General features: G+C 38.9%; 21 protein-coding genes and 1 pseudogene. 21 read left to right on the top strand and 1 reads right to left on the bottom strand.

Annotated features, from left to right (window positions below; genetic code table 11):
* Positions 1 to 158: 158 nt before the first annotated feature.
* The 20 genes and pseudogenes from CHB92_RS22140 to CHB92_RS26575 form a co-directional block, all read left to right on the top strand.
* Entirely contained in the window at positions 159 to 725 is a 567-nt protein-coding gene (locus CHB92_RS22140) for a tetratricopeptide repeat protein (protein WP_089321430.1), read from the top strand.
* A 101-nt stretch (positions 726 to 826) separates the two neighbouring features.
* Positions 827 to 1,264: a hypothetical protein gene (locus CHB92_RS25570; RefSeq protein ID WP_144266367.1), complete on the top strand. Its 438-nt coding sequence runs from the start codon at positions 827 to 829 to the stop codon at positions 1,262 to 1,264.
* 503 nt (positions 1,265 to 1,767) lie between these two features.
* Positions 1,768 to 2,571, top strand: coding sequence for a hypothetical protein (locus CHB92_RS22130; RefSeq protein ID WP_144266366.1), 804 nt, complete (start codon positions 1,768 to 1,770; stop codon positions 2,569 to 2,571).
* A gap of 96 nt (positions 2,572 to 2,667) precedes the next feature.
* The gene (locus CHB92_RS22125; protein ID WP_179223133.1) at positions 2,668 to 3,165 is read left to right on the top strand and encodes a hypothetical protein; all 498 of its coding nucleotides are present in this window, start codon (positions 2,668 to 2,670) and stop codon (positions 3,163 to 3,165) included.
* 196 nt (positions 3,166 to 3,361) lie between these two features.
* Complete coding sequence (locus tag CHB92_RS22120) at positions 3,362 to 3,580, top strand: hypothetical protein (protein ID WP_089321427.1); 219 nt, start codon at positions 3,362 to 3,364, stop codon at positions 3,578 to 3,580.
* 178 nt (positions 3,581 to 3,758) lie between these two features.
* Positions 3,759 to 4,001, top strand: a complete 243-nt coding sequence (locus CHB92_RS22115) for a hypothetical protein (protein WP_089321426.1) — start codon at positions 3,759 to 3,761, stop codon at positions 3,999 to 4,001.
* Between the two features lie 54 nt (positions 4,002 to 4,055).
* Positions 4,056 to 4,370 carry a hypothetical protein gene (locus tag CHB92_RS22110; protein ID WP_089321425.1) on the top strand — a complete coding sequence of 105 codons (315 nt, stop codon included), beginning with the start codon at positions 4,056 to 4,058 and terminating at the stop codon, positions 4,368 to 4,370.
* Positions 4,371 to 4,444: 74 nt separating this feature from the next.
* Positions 4,445 to 4,909: a hypothetical protein gene (locus CHB92_RS22105; RefSeq protein ID WP_089321424.1), complete on the top strand. Its 465-nt coding sequence runs from the start codon at positions 4,445 to 4,447 to the stop codon at positions 4,907 to 4,909.
* Between the two features lie 435 nt (positions 4,910 to 5,344).
* Positions 5,345 to 5,644: a hypothetical protein gene (locus CHB92_RS22100; protein ID WP_089321423.1), complete on the top strand. Its 300-nt coding sequence runs from the start codon at positions 5,345 to 5,347 to the stop codon at positions 5,642 to 5,644.
* A gap of 158 nt (positions 5,645 to 5,802) precedes the next feature.
* A complete protein-coding gene (locus CHB92_RS22095; protein WP_089321422.1) occupies positions 5,803 to 6,429 on the top strand; it encodes a hypothetical protein in 627 nt (208 codons plus the stop codon).
* An 85-nt stretch (positions 6,430 to 6,514) separates the two neighbouring features.
* Positions 6,515 to 7,024, top strand: coding sequence for a hypothetical protein (locus CHB92_RS22090; protein ID WP_144266365.1), 510 nt, complete (start codon positions 6,515 to 6,517; stop codon positions 7,022 to 7,024).
* 100 nt (positions 7,025 to 7,124) lie between these two features.
* A complete protein-coding gene (locus CHB92_RS22085; protein WP_089321420.1) occupies positions 7,125 to 7,634 on the top strand; it encodes a hypothetical protein in 510 nt (169 codons plus the stop codon).
* Positions 7,631 to 8,449, top strand: coding sequence for a tetratricopeptide repeat protein (locus tag CHB92_RS22080; RefSeq protein WP_089321419.1), 819 nt, complete (start codon positions 7,631 to 7,633; stop codon positions 8,447 to 8,449). The genes CHB92_RS22085 and CHB92_RS22080 overlap by 4 nt, the downstream gene beginning before the upstream one ends.
* A gap of 273 nt (positions 8,450 to 8,722) precedes the next feature.
* Entirely contained in the window at positions 8,723 to 9,118 is a 396-nt protein-coding gene (locus tag CHB92_RS22075) for a hypothetical protein (protein WP_089321418.1), read from the top strand.
* Positions 9,119 to 9,201: 83 nt separating this feature from the next.
* Positions 9,202 to 9,810, top strand: coding sequence for a DKNYY domain-containing protein (locus CHB92_RS22070; RefSeq protein ID WP_179223132.1), 609 nt, complete (start codon positions 9,202 to 9,204; stop codon positions 9,808 to 9,810).
* A 168-nt stretch (positions 9,811 to 9,978) separates the two neighbouring features.
* Entirely contained in the window at positions 9,979 to 10,719 is a 741-nt protein-coding gene (locus tag CHB92_RS22065) for a hypothetical protein (RefSeq protein ID WP_089321416.1), read from the top strand.
* A 61-nt stretch (positions 10,720 to 10,780) separates the two neighbouring features.
* Positions 10,781 to 11,278: a class I SAM-dependent methyltransferase gene (locus tag CHB92_RS22060; protein ID WP_308701871.1), complete on the top strand. Its 498-nt coding sequence runs from the start codon at positions 10,781 to 10,783 to the stop codon at positions 11,276 to 11,278.
* A 49-nt stretch (positions 11,279 to 11,327) separates the two neighbouring features.
* Entirely contained in the window at positions 11,328 to 11,411 is an 84-nt protein-coding gene (locus tag CHB92_RS26580) for a type II toxin-antitoxin system HigB family toxin (RefSeq protein ID WP_444850685.1), read from the top strand.
* 11 nt (positions 11,412 to 11,422) lie between these two features.
* Positions 11,423 to 11,779, top strand: a complete 357-nt coding sequence (locus tag CHB92_RS22050) for a helix-turn-helix domain-containing protein (protein ID WP_089321415.1) — start codon at positions 11,423 to 11,425, stop codon at positions 11,777 to 11,779.
* Positions 11,780 to 11,909: 130 nt separating this feature from the next.
* Positions 11,910 to 12,032, top strand: a pseudogene (locus tag CHB92_RS26575) (IS982 family transposase); the annotation flags it as partial.
* A 238-nt stretch (positions 12,033 to 12,270) separates the two neighbouring features.
* On the opposite strand, the gene CHB92_RS22045 reads toward CHB92_RS26575, so the two are convergent.
* Entirely contained in the window at positions 12,271 to 13,341 is a 1,071-nt protein-coding gene (locus CHB92_RS22045) for a S41 family peptidase (RefSeq protein WP_089321414.1), read from the bottom strand.
* 757 nt (positions 13,342 to 14,098) lie between these two features.
* On the opposite strand from CHB92_RS22045, the gene CHB92_RS22035 reads away from it, so the two are divergent.
* Complete coding sequence (locus CHB92_RS22035) at positions 14,099 to 16,426, top strand: ABC transporter permease (RefSeq protein ID WP_089321412.1); 2,328 nt, start codon at positions 14,099 to 14,101, stop codon at positions 16,424 to 16,426.
* Positions 16,427 to 17,222: the final 796 nt, after the last annotated feature.

Genomic DNA, 17,222 nt, shown 5'->3' with positions numbered 1-17,222 from the left:
AGTCTCTACGCCTAACAAAACCTTCACGTCAGGCGGGTTTAAATCTTATTATCACTATATTACTTTGCTGTTCGGTCTAAGAGAATCAACATCTTTACTCGTTAATCCGCCAGCCGCAAAGCAGAGCCGTTAGCAGTAAATTAAAGTATAGAAGTAAAATGAAAAAGCTGATTCCATTTATAATAATCACTATAATACTTGGAACCGCTATATACATTTTATCAGACCCTTACTTTTTCACGTCCGCAAAAACGCTCTATCAATTAGGTATAGAAAAATCTGATGAAGGCAATGATGCCATAGATGTACAGGGAAAGAGACAAGCGGCAGAATACTTTGAAAGAGCGATAGAAAAAGGTTATAGAGACAGAAATGTATATGTAAAGCTGTATTGGGCTAATATCCATATCCATAGTAGTGACTCTACAATTGAAGAAATGCTGACTGATGCGTTAGAAGCATACCCAAATGACTCAGAATTTTTATTCAGGAGAGCTGATAGCAGGTTAAGCCAGCATAAATACGAACTCGCCATAGAAGATTATAGCGAGGTAATCAAAAATGGGCCTGATTTTCAATATCTACACAGTGCCTATTATAATAGAGGTGCCGCCAAATTTATACTTGGGAAAAGAGAAGAAGCAGAGAAAGATAGAGAAATGGCTCAGCAGTTGGCTCCGCATCAGTTAAGGACATATGAAGACTATTCTAATCTGTACAAATAAAATCTCTGCTAACCCAGCACATAAGCCAAGCTACGGCTGCGCCTCGCTCGCTTTATGTACAAACCGTTAGGCGGTATATAATTTCAAATATAAATATATAAGTGAAAACAAGAACTAAGTTTACCACGACTTCTTTTTTAACAATTTTACTTGGAATAGGCTTAAACTATTTAATCTTTAAAAACCCATTAAATAACGCTGACCCTAACTCCCAATGGTTAAATTATATTCTATTAGTAATAGTTAATGTTTCACTTGTTTTATTGCCTCTTTATAATTTAATAAGTTTAAAGGAAATACAATTGTTAAAAAATCAAATGATTGTATCTAGGGTATACTTAAGAACAAAGAAATTATATAATCTAGCAGATTTAAAAAAATGGCATTTTACAACTCCATTGAATCGGCACGATACTCACCATTTATATCTTACTTTCATGTCTGGAAAAATCCTTCATGTAAAGGAAAATGAAACTGAAAATTTTAAAGAAATAAAGCTATTATTGGAAACAAATTTTAGGTCATATTCACTGGCTTAAAACTAGAAAATACACCGCCTAACCACATGTAAACGTCAGCACCGGCCGACGGCCTCGCCGTCGTTTATACAAGTACGTTATGGGGTATTTAATTTAAAATTGTCTGCGAATCTGTATCATGAACTTGGGTCATTTGCTTTGTTTATTTTTCATTCCAGTTGGAATCTTAGTTATGAAAAATAATAAGTTTTGGAAGTGCGACACAGGTAGTATGATATATCCAGCTACGTTAAAAGTCTTTCTAAGTGGGCTAATTTTCTTTTTAGTTGGCTTCTATGGAATCATAGATGGGATTGTAAGGCTAATAAATAAGTAGGTGGATAAAAGAATAAAGCAACATCTCTTTTGAGCTGCTCTTTCAAAATTAGTTCTAACATCAAGTTAGTGCTTGTGCTCAAAAGAACAATAAGCCATAACCCTGTGCATAATCTAAGCTGCGGCTACGCCTTGCTCATATTATAGCACCACCCGTTAGCACCAATAAATAGAATTGAATTTTGCAGATGAATTTAAAAAGGAGATTTACCGCTATAGCTATTATTCTCCTACTTATCGGACAGTTGAGTTGTACCACAGAAAGCAACAGTAGTTCGCCTATTGAAGATTCAGTTAGTTCCATAAAGCTGACAGATAGTTCAGTTGAAAAAGGAGAAACCGCTACCAGCGGCAGGCTCCCTGACAAAGCAGACACAGCATATTTTACCGTAGCTAAGGCAGCAAAGAGCATAGACCAGAACACAATCCGCATAGAAAAAACTGGAACCTACAGGCTCGGCACTTACACACTTGATATCCATGACTCTCCCACCAAAGAAGAATTCTACGACCTTGAAATTAAGCAGAACGGCAAAAGCTTATTCAAAACAGAAGCCTATGACATCTCCAAAGTCGTGATTGACAAAAGCAAGGTAGGCTTCACAATCTTTGACATGGTAACAGAGGATAATGCGAACGTGGGGTATGTCTATATTCTGGACACGGTTAAGGCAGAAGTACAGAAATACCCTAAACCGCTTCAAAACACGACTAACCCTATAATCATTGGAGAAAGAATCTTTCTCACGAACGGTTTGGCCATATTGGAGACGGACAAAGAGTTGAAGACAATCAGGGAAAGGCACATCTTATATTCCTCTGCAATGGCTGAGGATAAATACGAGTACATGGATACTTACAACATTGACGAACTGAGCAGAATAAGCAACAGCTTGCTCATCAACTTCACTCCGCACAGAAGCAAGGAAGAGAGGAAGGTGTTCAGCGGTGAGATAGCCAAAACTGCGGATGTCATACTTATTAAAGAATAAAAAATTAAAGTTGCTAACCCAGTATATACTTCATGCTTCGGCTAAAGCCTCGCAAGTCGCATATACCAGCACCGTTGGGTGCAATCGAAATTATAGATGAAGATAAAAGAAATCAAAACAGACTTATTTGCTGATTACTTTCAGTTCTATCTTCAAGATGAGCTGGCGGAAAGAAATCTTTCAGATTCTTGGACTCAAGAGGCTGTTGACAAACTTTTAGCTCTGGCGCCAGGAACGATTGGGGTAGGAACAGCAAGAAATATGGATGTTCCTGTTACTATACAAATTTTTGATTCAGAACCAGAGTTACCCTTTGACTTAACTCCTTTTGAGCAGATTAATGAATGTGACTTAGAAGCAACTTCAGGAAAAATAGTGGTAGCAGGTTGTACGGATTATTTTCCAGAAGCACAGAGAATCGAAGTTAATAAAGGAACTTATAGAGTCAGAATTTACTACGGTAATCTTGATAAGCTTAGTGAGGATGGACTTGATGGGAATGACTTTTATGAAATTCATATGTGGCCATCTAATCAAAAGGTAGATGTGAAAGTAATAAAAATGAAAAACGCCAGCACCCAACACAGTTCATAATTAGGGATCAGCTTTGCCTCCCCACATTATGCACGAACACATTATGTGGCAAAGAAAATTAATAGAAAGAAGATTTGAGTGCTGAACTGTTCATCTAGTACGAATTTTTAAAGGGCGAAAAATTAGGCTGCTTTACGCAAAGTGATAGAGGATTTATTGCATTTCATCAGAAAAGACTCACAACAGAAAGAAAAATATGAGAGAAGTAAAAGTTGGGAAATTACTCTTTAAAGCTAAAGCGATCCAATTGATAGTACTCGCCTTTTTTATCGACGGTGTTATTTTAGGTGGGTTTATAGCTTCTTCCATTTTAGGAGATAAAAACATCAACATCTTCCTCCTAATGATTCTATTGATTATCACTTGGGTTCCTCTTTTTTCGACTATATCTAAAAACGTCGAAGAGTTACCTTGATCTTGAATATGAAGTTAAAATATATTTAGTTCTGTCTAACTTCGATGTAAAACTCGCAGATAGCCTAGTATCGGAATCTCACTAAAAAACTGCACCACATAACACGGCACAGGCTCCATACTCGGCTATACCTCGTTCGCAGCCTGTACGAGACCGTTAGCTGGTACTTTAATTAAGAATGCTGCAACAATTCAAAATAAAGCAAACTAGCGCAATCAAAAAGCGCACAGAAGGCAATAGATTCTTAAATCCACTGCTAACAATAGCTAATTTAGCTCTCTATCCAATCATTGTGATAGGTGGACTCATCATCATGTTGTTTGCAGGCCTATTGTCAATCTTCCAAAGACTAACAATGACAAAGGAAGAGAAAGAACAAATGAAAGTTCTGTTTGCTGGTGGGTCTGCAGCCGAGCAATGAACAGTCTGGAAAGAAGTTAATGAGCTTAAACTATATCAAAAGTATAACGGAGAAGTGCGCTTTGGACCTGCTTACTTCTCACTAAAAAGTGAACCGTTTATTTATGGTCTAAGTGACAAGGTATATGGCGACTGGTTCTTTCAGTATGGGGAAGGCTTGTTTCTGCAACAATGGAATTTCATTGATACTCCTAATACAAACCTGGTATTCATCAATTCTGAAACTTTAGAATTAAGCATAGTAGAAAAGAGTGTTCCTTCTGTCCTTTGGGAAATGGTCGAGATTGATAATAAATCAGTTCAATTGAATTGTGATACAGGCCGAGAAACAGTGAAGTATAGAATTGACATTAAAAAAAGCGACAGCTAACAAAACCTACAGTGCATAAACGCACCATAGCAAAGCCGTTAGCAGTTAATTAACCATCAATAAAAAATTAAGTTATGAAAAAGCATTTTCTACTTTCCTTCCTTATTTTATTATTCATTACTGCCTGCGAAGAGGAGGCAGCAACTCCAGGCACACCCAGCGAATTTATTAAAGGAGAATGGACTTGTTTAAACATCACGACAAACTTTTATGATGAGGATGGGAACATGGTTCATCAGGAAATAGGGGCTGAGGGATGGATTTTCAGATTTGATGGGAAGACCATGAAGATGTTGGCTCCTTCTGCCGATGGGCAACTTGTAGAAATGCGTTCGGGTGATTATCAGATATTTGAGGAAAAGGAGAAAGACTACATCAAATTCAAAATTAACGGCAATACAACGGAACCACATGAGATTACTGCTATCTCAGCTTCTAAAATGACGTGGGTGCAAAATACAGTTCCTGTATATAATGATGGGACTGGCAACGTAGTGGTAGATAAAGCTATCCAGACTAACGAGTTTACAAAAAAATAGCTAAAAAACATGTCCTGCTAACAAAGTGCATAGTTTAGGCTGCGGCTATGCCTCACCCACATTATGCACGAGTACCGTTGAGCGTAATTGATGAAGAAGAACGAAAATTGATAAGATATCAAAAGATGACAGAACGAAAGATAAGTTTGATAAGACGACTACTGACTCTAACTCTTTCGATACTTTTAATTGCTGCGCTATTGTTATGGGGAATGTTTCATGGTTCTGGACATCGAATACCAGTGAAGACCGATATTTCTTTCTTGTCGTTAACAATTATTTTAATGATTTTAATTTTTATAACGAGAAAAGTATTTAAAACTAAAATTTGACACTAATTAGTGAAATAATAAATCAACTTCGCCCATCCACACCTAAAGCACACAAAAGCATGCCTTAGCCCAGTACGTTGGGCTGCATGTGTAGTTAAAGAAAATGGAATTTAGCAACACTCACTCCTTGGTAATCAAGTCTGTATTTCACTCAGAAAAGGGTGAAGAAGGAGCGAGTTTACTGGATATCATTGGCTATGTTGACTATGTGAATCATGCCATTCTTACCTATCAAGAATTTACGGAAAGTGTAGAATCAGCTAAAGCGTGTGGATTAGTAGAAATAAATGAAGGGAAGCTGAAAACCACAGATACATTTAAGAATTGGAAGTATGGTTTGCCCAAGAAGCTAAGCATTGAAGGAAAACTTAAAATTGGAGAGTTACATGAATATGAATTGTAAAAAGGTGGAGAAAGATAATGGGGTTCCTGCCTTTTCAGTAGGTGAGTTTAATGCAGTAGTAGAAGAGTATTTAAAAAAATTACGAAAGCTCAACAAGGTGTAGCAGTAAGCCTTGCTGACGCTTCAGCTTTGCTGCACGAGTAACGTTAGTACCAATTATGACTTATATAAAAGTACTTGTATTAGTAGTTGGTGTGACGCTATCGAATCACAGTGTTTTTGCATGTGCATGTGTCCCTTTCATTGGCAAGAACTGGAAAGCTGAGAGAGTTTATAAAAACATTAAAGAAAGTTCTTTAGTGTTTGTTGGTGATGTTATCAGCCTTAGTGATAGTACTTATACTGTAAAAGTTCTTGATGTTATCAAAGGTGAAGCAGGCGCTGCCACTTTAGTTGGTTATAACTATCCGACCAGCTCTTGTTCAAAGTCTGTAACTGAGGGTATGTGGATTATTTATACCAGTTTGAATGAGAATGGTTATATACCCGAAATCGATGGCTGTAGCATATCCAGAAATCTCTCCAACCCAGAATTCAGCTATGTGCCGCCTCTCCCAAGTGAGCATCTCGATTCTCTACAAATAGAAGAGCTGGTAGAGACCCAAGAGCAAGAACAACTTCCTCTGCACCTGAAAAGTTGGATGAACGAGTACGCTATACTTACTGCCTATAGGAATCAGACTAAAGCATCAGAAACAGAAGAAGAAAGCGGTAATAATCAATTAACTTATGTAGCGTTAGGTGTGGCGCTAATTGCTCTACTCGTAGCGCTACTGAAAAAATAACTAAGTGCCAACCATGTGTATACTCTATGCTCGGCTACGCCTTGCACATCGTCTACACCAGTTCGTTGGCACAAATCAATATAAGATGAAAAAGAGATTATTAATATCATTGATTATGGGCACACTGCTTTTTTCCTGTAAGGAAAAGGAAGAAATAGAGCCTTCCTGCTGCGAGGAAAGTGAACAGGCAGTTATCATGATGCATAGTTTTCTTCAAGGATTATGGAGTACAGAAAGCGAAGTTGAGAAATATTACAACAAAGATGGCCATTTAGTCTATTCTGATACATCTACATCATATGTGGAGTATGAGTATTTATATTACGGAGACAGTTTGAAACTTTTCAACTCTCATACAAAAGAAGCTTATCGAGGCATCAATTTCAAAGTCTTTTTTGAAGACTGCAAGTACTACACCCGTATTGGAACGCATGCTCATGCCCCTGACATGGCTCCAGATGATAAATTAGAGATAAGGCCCATCAGTAGCACTTCATTCGTAAGGATTGAAGGTTTCCCCATTTCGGTTGAATACCGCCCATTATTTAAGGGAGCAACAAGGGGCGAAGTAGTCAGAGTTCTTGAAAGAAAATAAATAACTTCTGCCAACACAGTTCAGCCTTAACCCTTGCTTCGCTACGGGCTTCGGCTGCACGAGCACGTTGGTGGCCATTATGATGAGACAGAAATTACACATGAAACGATGGATAATAATACCAGCTCTCTTGGCGACACTTTATTCATGCGGACAAGGGCAAAAGAAAAAACAAGAATACCCTATGCAAGTAGGTGACATCTATTTCAACTCCAAGATTGATGACCCTGATTTTAAAGTATGCGATGACAATAATGTGCTTCAATATTATAATTTCGGAAATGGAATCCAGTACGAAGGAGAAAAGCTTGCGATTAATAAGTATTTCATAGGAGAGCTAAAATCAAAAGGATTAAAGAAAGATACAGGATACATTACCATAAGATTTATCGTAAACTGTGAAGGGAGACTCGGAAGGTTTAGAGTACAGGAAATGGGCAATGACTTTAACGAAAAGGAATTTAGTAGTGATTTAAAAAACCAGCTATTGAATTTAACAAAGGGAATGTCTGGTTGGATGGTTGGAGAACATCAAGGAAAGAGTTATGATTATTATCAGTACTTGACATTTAAAGTTGAGGGTGGAAGTTTAGTCGAAATAATGCCATGAGATACCTATTAATAATTCTGATGTTAAGTTTTCCAACATTGACCTTTTCTCAGCCAAACTGTAACTTTTATAAAATTGATAGTACCGAAAACGACCCTTGTTACCAGGCTTGCTTATTAGCTACAGAAGCAGAGGGTGGTCAAGGATCAAGAAAGTCACAGGGCTTATTTGATAAGGCCATTGAGCTATGCCCCTCTCTGGATTATGCCTATTATGAAAAATCTGTTCCATATTTAAAGCGTGGAGACTTAATTACTTGGAAGAAATTGATCGATAAAGCTGTTGCGTTAAACCCAACCGGACGCTTGGGTTACAGAGGTTGGTGCAGATACCAATTTGTTAAAGATTACAAGGGAGCTATTCAGGATATTGAAAAGTTAGATTCACTGGTGAAGTATGATATAGGTTACTCACAAAATGGAGACTATCACCTGAACATTGTAAAAGCCTTATGCTATAAAGCTATTGGGCAGAAAGAGAAAGCAATCTCTATTATTGAGAACCAGCTACAACAAGACAACTACTCCCCGCTGCCATATGACTTTCTGCATTTAGGAGTTCTTAAAATGGAGATGGGTTACACTGACGAAGCATTAAAAGATTTACAAAAATCAATTCAACTTAACAGCTATTTAGCGGATTCTTATTACTATCTGGGACTCATTTACAAAAAAGCAGGTCAGTATAAAAGCTTTAAGGAGAATATGGAAAAGGCTAAAGCTCTTTATTTAAAGGGGTATAAAAGATTAGATTCATACACCGAACCACTGGATAAAGTGTATCTGGCAGACATACAAGCAGAGTTAAATGGATAATGAATAAAAACGGCCGCCAACCAAGTGCATAATTTAGGTTTCGGCTACGCCTTCCCATTTAGGAAGGCCTTTTAGGTTTGTTCAATGTTGGGACATGGTGAAGGGAAGTCTTGCTGAAGACAGTTACTCATTTATTCTTCTGCTGTTTCCAGGATTCTTTTCATTGGTATTGGAAGCTTTAATTATTAGATAATAAAATAACTGCCAACAAAATCTATACGGCAGCTTTGCAGCCGCATAGTCCAGGGCGTTGGGAGGTATAAGAATTAATAGATGAAGAAAATATACACCTTTGCTTTTGTACTGCTTCTGATAAGCTGTAGTGTAAAAGAGATAGAAAATGAATCTATTGACCAACATCAAAACAACACTTCTTCTCCAACAATAGAATCACAGAACTCAGGAACCCAAGTTCAATTTACTAAGGAAGATATAAAAGGTGTATGGACCTCAGGAGAAACTGAAAATGCAAGCTTTAACATCGAAGAAGATTCAATACTCTTTGTAGACGCGTTCGAGTATATAAAATATGAGTTTAGAAACGATACACTGATATACATTGAGGATAACGTTCCCTTTTTTAAGACCAGAGTAATCAAAGCAGACAAGGACTCTTTGGTAATTTCCAATCAGGATGGAATCCGCAGATTGTGGAGATTTAAGGATTAGAAGTTGATAGAAGAATTACATCTCCCAACAAGAGCTATAAAGTAGCTATGCCACTTTGTAGCAGAGCCGTTAGGCATAATAAAATGAAAAAATCAATCGCCATAAGTTTATTGTCCTTTATACTCTTTGGTTGCGAACAAGAATATATTGTAAAGGATAATAAGGTCTTTTTGAAAGGTTGGAATGAAGGGAGTGGTAGTTATGAAAGGCTTATTGAAGAAGCCGATGCTAAAACATTCCAGACGATTGATACAGATGAAAACTTAACTTTAGGTAAAGACAACAATCATGTCTATATAGAGTCAACCTTAATAGAGAACTTTGACCCAAAGACATTAAAGTACATTGGTAACTACTATTTTGTGGATAGTGATTCTGCCTATTTTTTTGGGTTTTATAGTAACATCGATGATTGTGAGATTATTGGGGCTGACCCTAAAAGTTTGAAGACTTTTGATAAATTTCCTTGGGCTTACGATAAAAATCATATTATCTATGGACATACCATTGTAGCAATAGATGACTTGTCAGATTTTGAAATCATTTCAGAAAACTGGGGAAGAACTAAAGATAAGATTATCTACAAGGGAAGAACTTTACATGGGGTGGATATAAAAACCTTCGAAATAGTAGATGAATATATGGCGAAGGATAAATACCACACATATGAATATGGAGAAATTAAAACATAAGAAGTTCCTGTGCCTAACCATACCTAAACTTTAGCTATGCCACTTTATAGCAGAGCCGTTATGAAATAAATGAAGAACAGACTTTGTCAACTCAGCTACTTTGTGGTACTTCTTTGGCTAATTATTTCATGTCAAAGCAAGGAAGTGACCACCAACAGTACAACATCAATGGGAGCACTCTCTGAAAATGAACGAAAGGAAGTGCAGACTGATGAGTTCGGTTCAAAAAAGTTTGAATGGCAATCTGAGCTTTGCGATCACGTAGGGTTCTATGAACCTGATGGGTTTTCAGAAAAACAATTAAAGGATACTTATTTCCTGCTGTTTGTATATAACAGCGTGACAGCTTTAAACACTGATGTTACTTTAGATAATCCAGAGTATTACACTGCCCAATACATACAGGATTCTCTGAAGAAGCTTGAACAGGAGTACCTTGAAGCAACCCAGAAACTAAAGACTTTAGATGTAGTACCTACCCAGTTCTGGCGAAAGCACAAAGAACTCTCGCTTCTTCAGCTCAAAGAAGTGTATAAACTGGAAAAGCTTACATTAGAAGCACACTTAAATCCTGCTCTTCTGAAGAACACTCCCTTATCTGATGAATGTGTTAACTATGTAGATGCATTAATTACAGAAGACACCACAGTTCTGTTAGCTGAATGGAAGAAACTCGTTGAAGTTAAAAAGTCTAAAAGCGGAACCCCTGAAAAGCTGGAACAGGAGTACCAAATACAGTCAAACTCTACTGATAGACTTCTTTTTGCCAAGATTGACCTAATGACCTATGGCTGGTGGAACTGTGCCAACAGGCAAAGGAAGTACTTGGATGGATTTAATAAAGAAGGGCAAATGACAATGGAGTTTCAAAATCTATTCAATAAAATAGAGTCTAATTGTGAAGAATAGATAAGAACTAAATTATTTAACCACACCTTTACCGTAGCTACGCCACGGCAAAGCCCAGTCCGTGAGCCACAAGCAAAGAGAAATATCTTCTTATTTTGAATTTACAGGGCATATTATGGCAGAATTCTGGGAGTCAAGTTTTAGAGACAAAAAGACTATGTGGGGATTTGAGCCTGCAGATTCCGCAATCGCAACCCTAAACTTATTTAGAGAAAATAGGCTTAACAAGATTTTATTACCTGGGTTTGGTTACGGCAGAAATGCAAAAATCTTCACCGATGCTGGACTTAAGGTAACTGGGATAGAGATTTCAGAAACCGCCATTGACCTGGCCAAAAAGCACTATGGTGACGATGTAAGGGTGTATCACGGTTCTGTTAGTGCTATGCCGTTTGACCAAGAATTATACGATGGAATTTTTTGCTACGCTTTAATCCAACTGTTAAATCAAAGCCAGCTCCTCCTCCCGCATACCGTCTACACCGGCCGAACCTTTGTTGGCCACAACGTGCCTGTATGCCTTAAGCATGTTGCCCCGGTGGAGTATACTGGAGGATAACAGAATGGTCTTCAATATAAAGGGGAACAACGATAGGCTAATCTTTTGAATCAACTACAAGTATGGTGTTGTCTGGATACGGTTCATCGGAACGCATGCTGAATATGACAAGGTTGATGCTACTAAAACTTAATAAAAGAAGAAATGAATATTAAGCTGATAAAAACAGAAGAAGATTACCAATTGGCCCTGCAAAGGCTGGAAGATATATTCGACGTGGAACCGGATACGCAGGAGGGCGATGAACTGGAGGTGCTTTCATTTCTTATTGACTCCTACGATAAGGACCATTTCCCAATTGAAGCACCGGACCCGATTGAGGCGGGAAAATTCAGAATGGAGCAACTCGGATCAAAGCAGAAGGACTTAGCCAGAGTGCTAGGCTTCAAGAGCAGGGTAAGCGAGGTGTTGAACAGAAAAAGGAAGCTCACATTAGAAATGATAAGGAGTTTGCATAAGACCTTAAATATCCCAACAAACGTGCTTATTCAGGAATACTAAAAGAAAAACAATCCTTCTAACACTATATGTACAAATCCCTTGCTACGCAGCGGGCTATGCATATACTAATCGTTGGCACATTTTCAATTTTTAAATTGGTGTGTCTTTCAGGCTTTTTGAGGCTGGGCGGCATCATATCAAAAACCAGTGCTGGCAGCTTGTCCGCTTCCTCATCACCCCTGCCAACGTGACTGACAACAAAAAGCAGGGGCTGAAGGGCAAGTGCTACGGGGACAAGGACTCCCTCTCTGCTCCGATTATTTGAACAGCAAGACCGCCTAAGTCTATATACAGGTGACGCCTGTGATTTGGACAAGATTATGAGTCCGCTTGATTGCTTGTGGTTTATTACTATATTAGATAAAGAATATGCAACGAAGGTTAAAAGAGTTCGGCAAAGGAGTGAAAGACAAAGAAGGTGTCAAATTTATGCCGAACACAGTGCAGATAAGCAGAGTAACTCCGTTGCCTGGCAAGAGATTGGAAGAGCCTTATTGATTTACTTTCAATGATTCCAATGCTTTCTTAGCAGCTGACTGGTTAACACCGGCCCGCTTTAAAGCCTCATCAAATGCCTGTTCGGCAGCAGTTTTAATATGTGGTTCTATACCCGTTTGCTCCCAGCCTTTTTCTGTATCTGGGTCGAAAGTGCGACCAACAGGTATAAAAGCTTGATAACCACCTCCCAGGGAAGTCGTTCGTCCAAAATGTCCTGCTCCGGCAGTTGTTTCTCCGATAAGGGTTGCTCGTTTAGTCCGTTTCAAAGCCAATGAAAGGTGCTCACCTGCGGAGGCCGTTTTATTAGATATTAAGAGAAAGATTTGGGCTTTACTGAGAGCAGTATCTTTGTTTGATGGAACTGCCTGATGAACTCGGCGAACAATTCCTTCGGGACCTGCAATTCTCTTTAGCGTCTTGCCTTCTGTCAAAGGGTTTCCACCCCTTTTCTCCACATCTAGGCGTGTATCCATTAAAACCAACGCCGTTGGCTTATCAAAAAAATATGAAAACATAATGTCCATTTCCTGAAGTGATCCTCCAACATGTGGACGTGCATCAATTATCAAAGTCTTAGCTGTTGAGAGATCATCAAGGACCGCCTGAAGCCTAATCAATAACTGGTTATACTCTTCAGTGTTCCCTGTAAAACCATGAAGACTTATATAGGCAATACCGGGAGCAATCCAACCAGCCTTGCCGACACCATTGGTTTCGGATGTCACCATTGTATTATTCGACACATTAATGCTTTGATGTTGAAGTTTAAGGTGTCCTTCGGGATGGACTGCTTGAAGATCGGCAGTAACTGCACTCGTAAAATCAACGTGAGTTTTAAATTTCGAATAGGTATTACTGGCTACATTCTCACGTAACATTTTTGCATAAGCCTTGCCAACTTCTGGGTAAATAAAATCTTCTTCCAATAATTTTGCTAGCCTTTCAATAGCCTTATGGGCTTTAGCTAAGTCAAAGGCGTTAGACTGTTGTTCTGTTCCGCAGCAAACTGTTAAGGTTAAAGCAACTGTAAGTGTGGCAAATATCAAAAGAAAATGTTTGGTCATGATTTTAGTTAATGTATTTACCAGCTCAAATTTAAAATCATTAGTACTGTGTTTACTAAACTACATTATCATATAAAAAACTAAGGAATACAATGGGTAAATGGCTGGGCTCAATTTGATGTTTATTTCGTTTGGTTCGAATGAGCGGTGGACTAAAGTTGAATGTAGATTTTAAGCAGTTTGAACCACCTGAAATGCCTATGTGACGTCTGTGCCAATGCGTACAACATCAGCTTTGGAAAAGCAGGGCTGACGAATTTGGCTTCTACAAATTATCTTTATTGAACAACAGCAAATAAGTGAGGCAACAGAACATCAACTCCCTGCCTTCATAAAGCTGTGAACCGTTAGCAACAGTGCCCTTGTGTGTAACCCGACAAATGTTCCCAGACAACAAGGAAGCGTTTGACAATCCTACCAATAAGCTTCTCCACGTCAAACACCCACAGAGATAAAAGTAAGTGCCGCAGTATCAACTGTATGTGCTGTTTAGTCAGTTTTGCAATATGTGCTTCTTTGATCCGGAACATTTATCGGTTTCATCACATATTTTGGGCATTTAATCACATTTAGTTGTTGTTATTCTAAATCACCCATATTCTTACTTATATGAACCCTTTACTTAAGTATAAAGGCGCATAAAGCATGGTATTAGCGAGGTAAGCTTATAGAATTAAGATAAACATTTTCAATAGAATTGAGAGGGATCTCTCCTCAGTACTTGGCCTATTGTCATTAAAAGTCATAATGTTAAGTCATGATAAAGAACAATCTAAAAATCGCTTTACGGATACTCTGGAAAAACAAACTTTTTTCATTGGTCAATATTCTGAGCTTGTCATTGAGTATGGCGGTTGGTGTTATTCTTTTTACAGGCCTAAAAGCCAATCACGATACAGACCATTTTCATCCAAGATTAAACCAAATAGTACGGATACTCACGCAGGAAACAAATGAGGTGGAACAAACCCAATGGGCAACAGCTCCATTACCCTTGGCGACTCAAATGGACAGTATCTCCTTTGTTAAAAAAACGGTAAAAGTACGTCTGGCAGGAAAACATAACCTGCAAACCGACGGAGGTGATGTACCTATTGATATAAAATTCTCAGAGCCTTCTTTCTTTGATGTTTTTGGCTTTAGGTTGCTGTCAGGTAATGCACAAAGCCTAAGCACTAATCCCACTTCCCTTTTTTTAACCGAGAAAACAGCAGAAAAGATATTTGGCAACGCCAATGCTTTAGGGCAAACGGTTCAATTTGAAAATTTAGGTTCTTATACCGTTGGGGGAATTATTCAAGACCCGCCTTTAGAAACACATCTACCCATTGAGGCCATGCTTTCTATTAATGCTGCTAAAATGCTGGAAAAAAAAGGAGCACTCCCTAATAGTTCACAAAATTGGGGAGACTTCAAGAGTTCAGCAATTTACGCCCGTTTAAAATCAGAAGACCATTTAAAGCAGCTCAATACCACGCTCCAAAACTATAATCGGAAATTGGATAAGAGCAATCTTAAATTTTTGGCACAACCCATAGAGGACATTACCCCTCGCAACTATGACATTAAAAATGACCGCGATGCAGGCACCGATTGGACGGGCATCAAAACACAGCTATTTTTGATTCTAGCCTTAACCCTTCTATCTGCTTTTAACTATATCAGCTTGACATTGGCGCGTGCCTTTTCTCGGGCGAAAGAAGTCGGTGTTCGCAAAACGATAGGCGCAACAAGAGGCCAAATTATTGGTCAATTTTTAACTGAATCGACCCTTGTTTCCCTGATTGCTTTGTTGTTTACAATGCCATGTGTTGAAATTTTAACGCACTATATACCCGATATGGATGTGGCGTTTTCTTATGATACAATCTTGATTTTAGGCTTGTTAACCTACGCAGTTATCACAGGCTTAGTCGCTGGGGCACTTCCGTCATGGCTATTGTCAGCGTTTCAGCCCATACAGGTGTTGCGTAAAATGAAGAATATTAAGCTGTTCCGGAGTATTGCTATTTACAAAGCTTTGATTGTCGTACAATTTTCAGTGACCATCATGCTGATGATATTGGTTGTCATATTAGCCGATTATGAAATAAAAAATCATGCAATCATTAGCTCAACCATATCACCTAATGTCCTGACACTTGATTTACGAGGTGAAAAATATGGAAACCTACAAAACGAAATAAGCCAGTTAAGCCAGGTAGAAACGACTTTGGCGACTAACTGGTACTATAAACCGATGAAAAAGGGCAAATCTTCTGTAACATTCAATGATAAAACATTGGAAATGTATTACGTAAGTATTGACCCAAAAACAATTGAAACAGAAGGCATCAGCTTAAAATCGGGACAAAATTTCCCTGAAAACATGCCCCAAAGTACTGAGCAATATGTGTTGGTGAATGAAGCTGCCGCAAAATTGATGGCGACTGAATCAGAGAATGTAGTGGGGCAAACGCTATTACTGGATTCTGCCTATGTACAAGTCATTGGCATCATGCCCAATGAAATCATTGGCGAAACAGCTCCTTTACTATATCGGTATTTGCCAAATGAAATAGCCACCTTGACCATAAAGATAAATCCAAATACAGAACTGGAAGCAACTAAAGCTATTCAATCCATATGGGAAAACCATTTTCCTGAAAAAACAGCAAATCTTCAGAATTTAAAAGATGGTTATTCAAGCATTGGAGATAGAATAGGTTTTTTTGGAGGCTTAGCCCTTATCGTCATGATAATAGCTGGTCTGGGCATTTTAGGTATAGCCAGTTACTCCGTAGAAACACGCGTTAAGGAACTGGGTATAAGAAAAGTATTGGGAGCAAGCAATAAAGAATTGGTGTGGATAGTTACCAAAAATTTCGGCATTCTTATCCTCGTTGCCGGACTTATTGGTGTTCCGGCTGGCTTGTTTGGCGGTGATTTAATCAGACAAGATTTAGGCAGCAGTCTTGTTGATTTGAGTTTTATAAATGTAAGCATAGGCTTTGGTTTGGTTGCCATATTCGGGCTACTGACTGTCCTATCCCAAACCATCAGGGCGGCGCACGTTGAACCTGTAACCGTTTTAAAAGCAGAGTAAAACAAGGGAAGAATCTGGTTCGAGAGCGCGGAAAACGAGGGAACTACCTTCTTTTTTGAGATTCCCAAAGAGTAAAGGGCAGATACTGTTCTTATAAAGAGGGGACCAGCTTCCAGACCCAGGCAACTACGGGTGGAGAGTGTTACGGCTTCGGTTAACTTGTTTTCAAGACTTTCTCTGCACAAACTTTAAAGAGAAAGATAAGATAAGTACGACAAGGCCGAAAAGAAGTCGTTTCCATCTTTTTGGCCTTGTCACTTTTTACGCTCTGTAATAAGCGAAAACAATTGAAGTACAGCTGCTTTTGCAAAGCAGTTGTACCAGCGACAATGATAAAAAAACAAGCTGTGGAAATAGAACGCAACACACTTAAGGTAGCCCTGGAAAAGGCGTAGGGGACCGCTGGTATAGAAGGGTAGTCCCGTTCCGCCTGTACGAGTTGTAGCGGGCGATAAGGAGGGGCGAGTAAACCAGGCGTTTCCCCCGGCTGTCCTTGGCTTCCACAGTTTCAGCCCTGTGAGCTTAGTCTGAGTCCTTCTTTCAGCACCGTCTGGTTTTGTGCCGTTGGCTTTCTCTTAACTCTCCTGTCCTGCCTGCCGTACCTTTGCCAAGCATGCTGTCAATCGCGGTCATGCAGGTCTCTTTTGCAAGATTACCCGCTTTTTATCTTTCCATGTCATTTTATGACCTGTCTCCTGCAAGTATACCTCAAAGGTGCGGTGGCGGTAAAAGGCGCAATGGTCAGGAGGCAGTACGTACCACCAGTTCAAAAACCCCTCATCACGCTCCGGCGTTT

Source organism: Pontibacter ummariensis, from assembly GCF_900188175.1.
GTDB lineage: Bacteria > Bacteroidota > Bacteroidia > Cytophagales > Hymenobacteraceae > Pontibacter > Pontibacter ummariensis.
The sequence above is the reverse complement of the archived record's forward strand: the minus strand, read 5'-3'. Positions and strand labels throughout refer to the sequence as shown.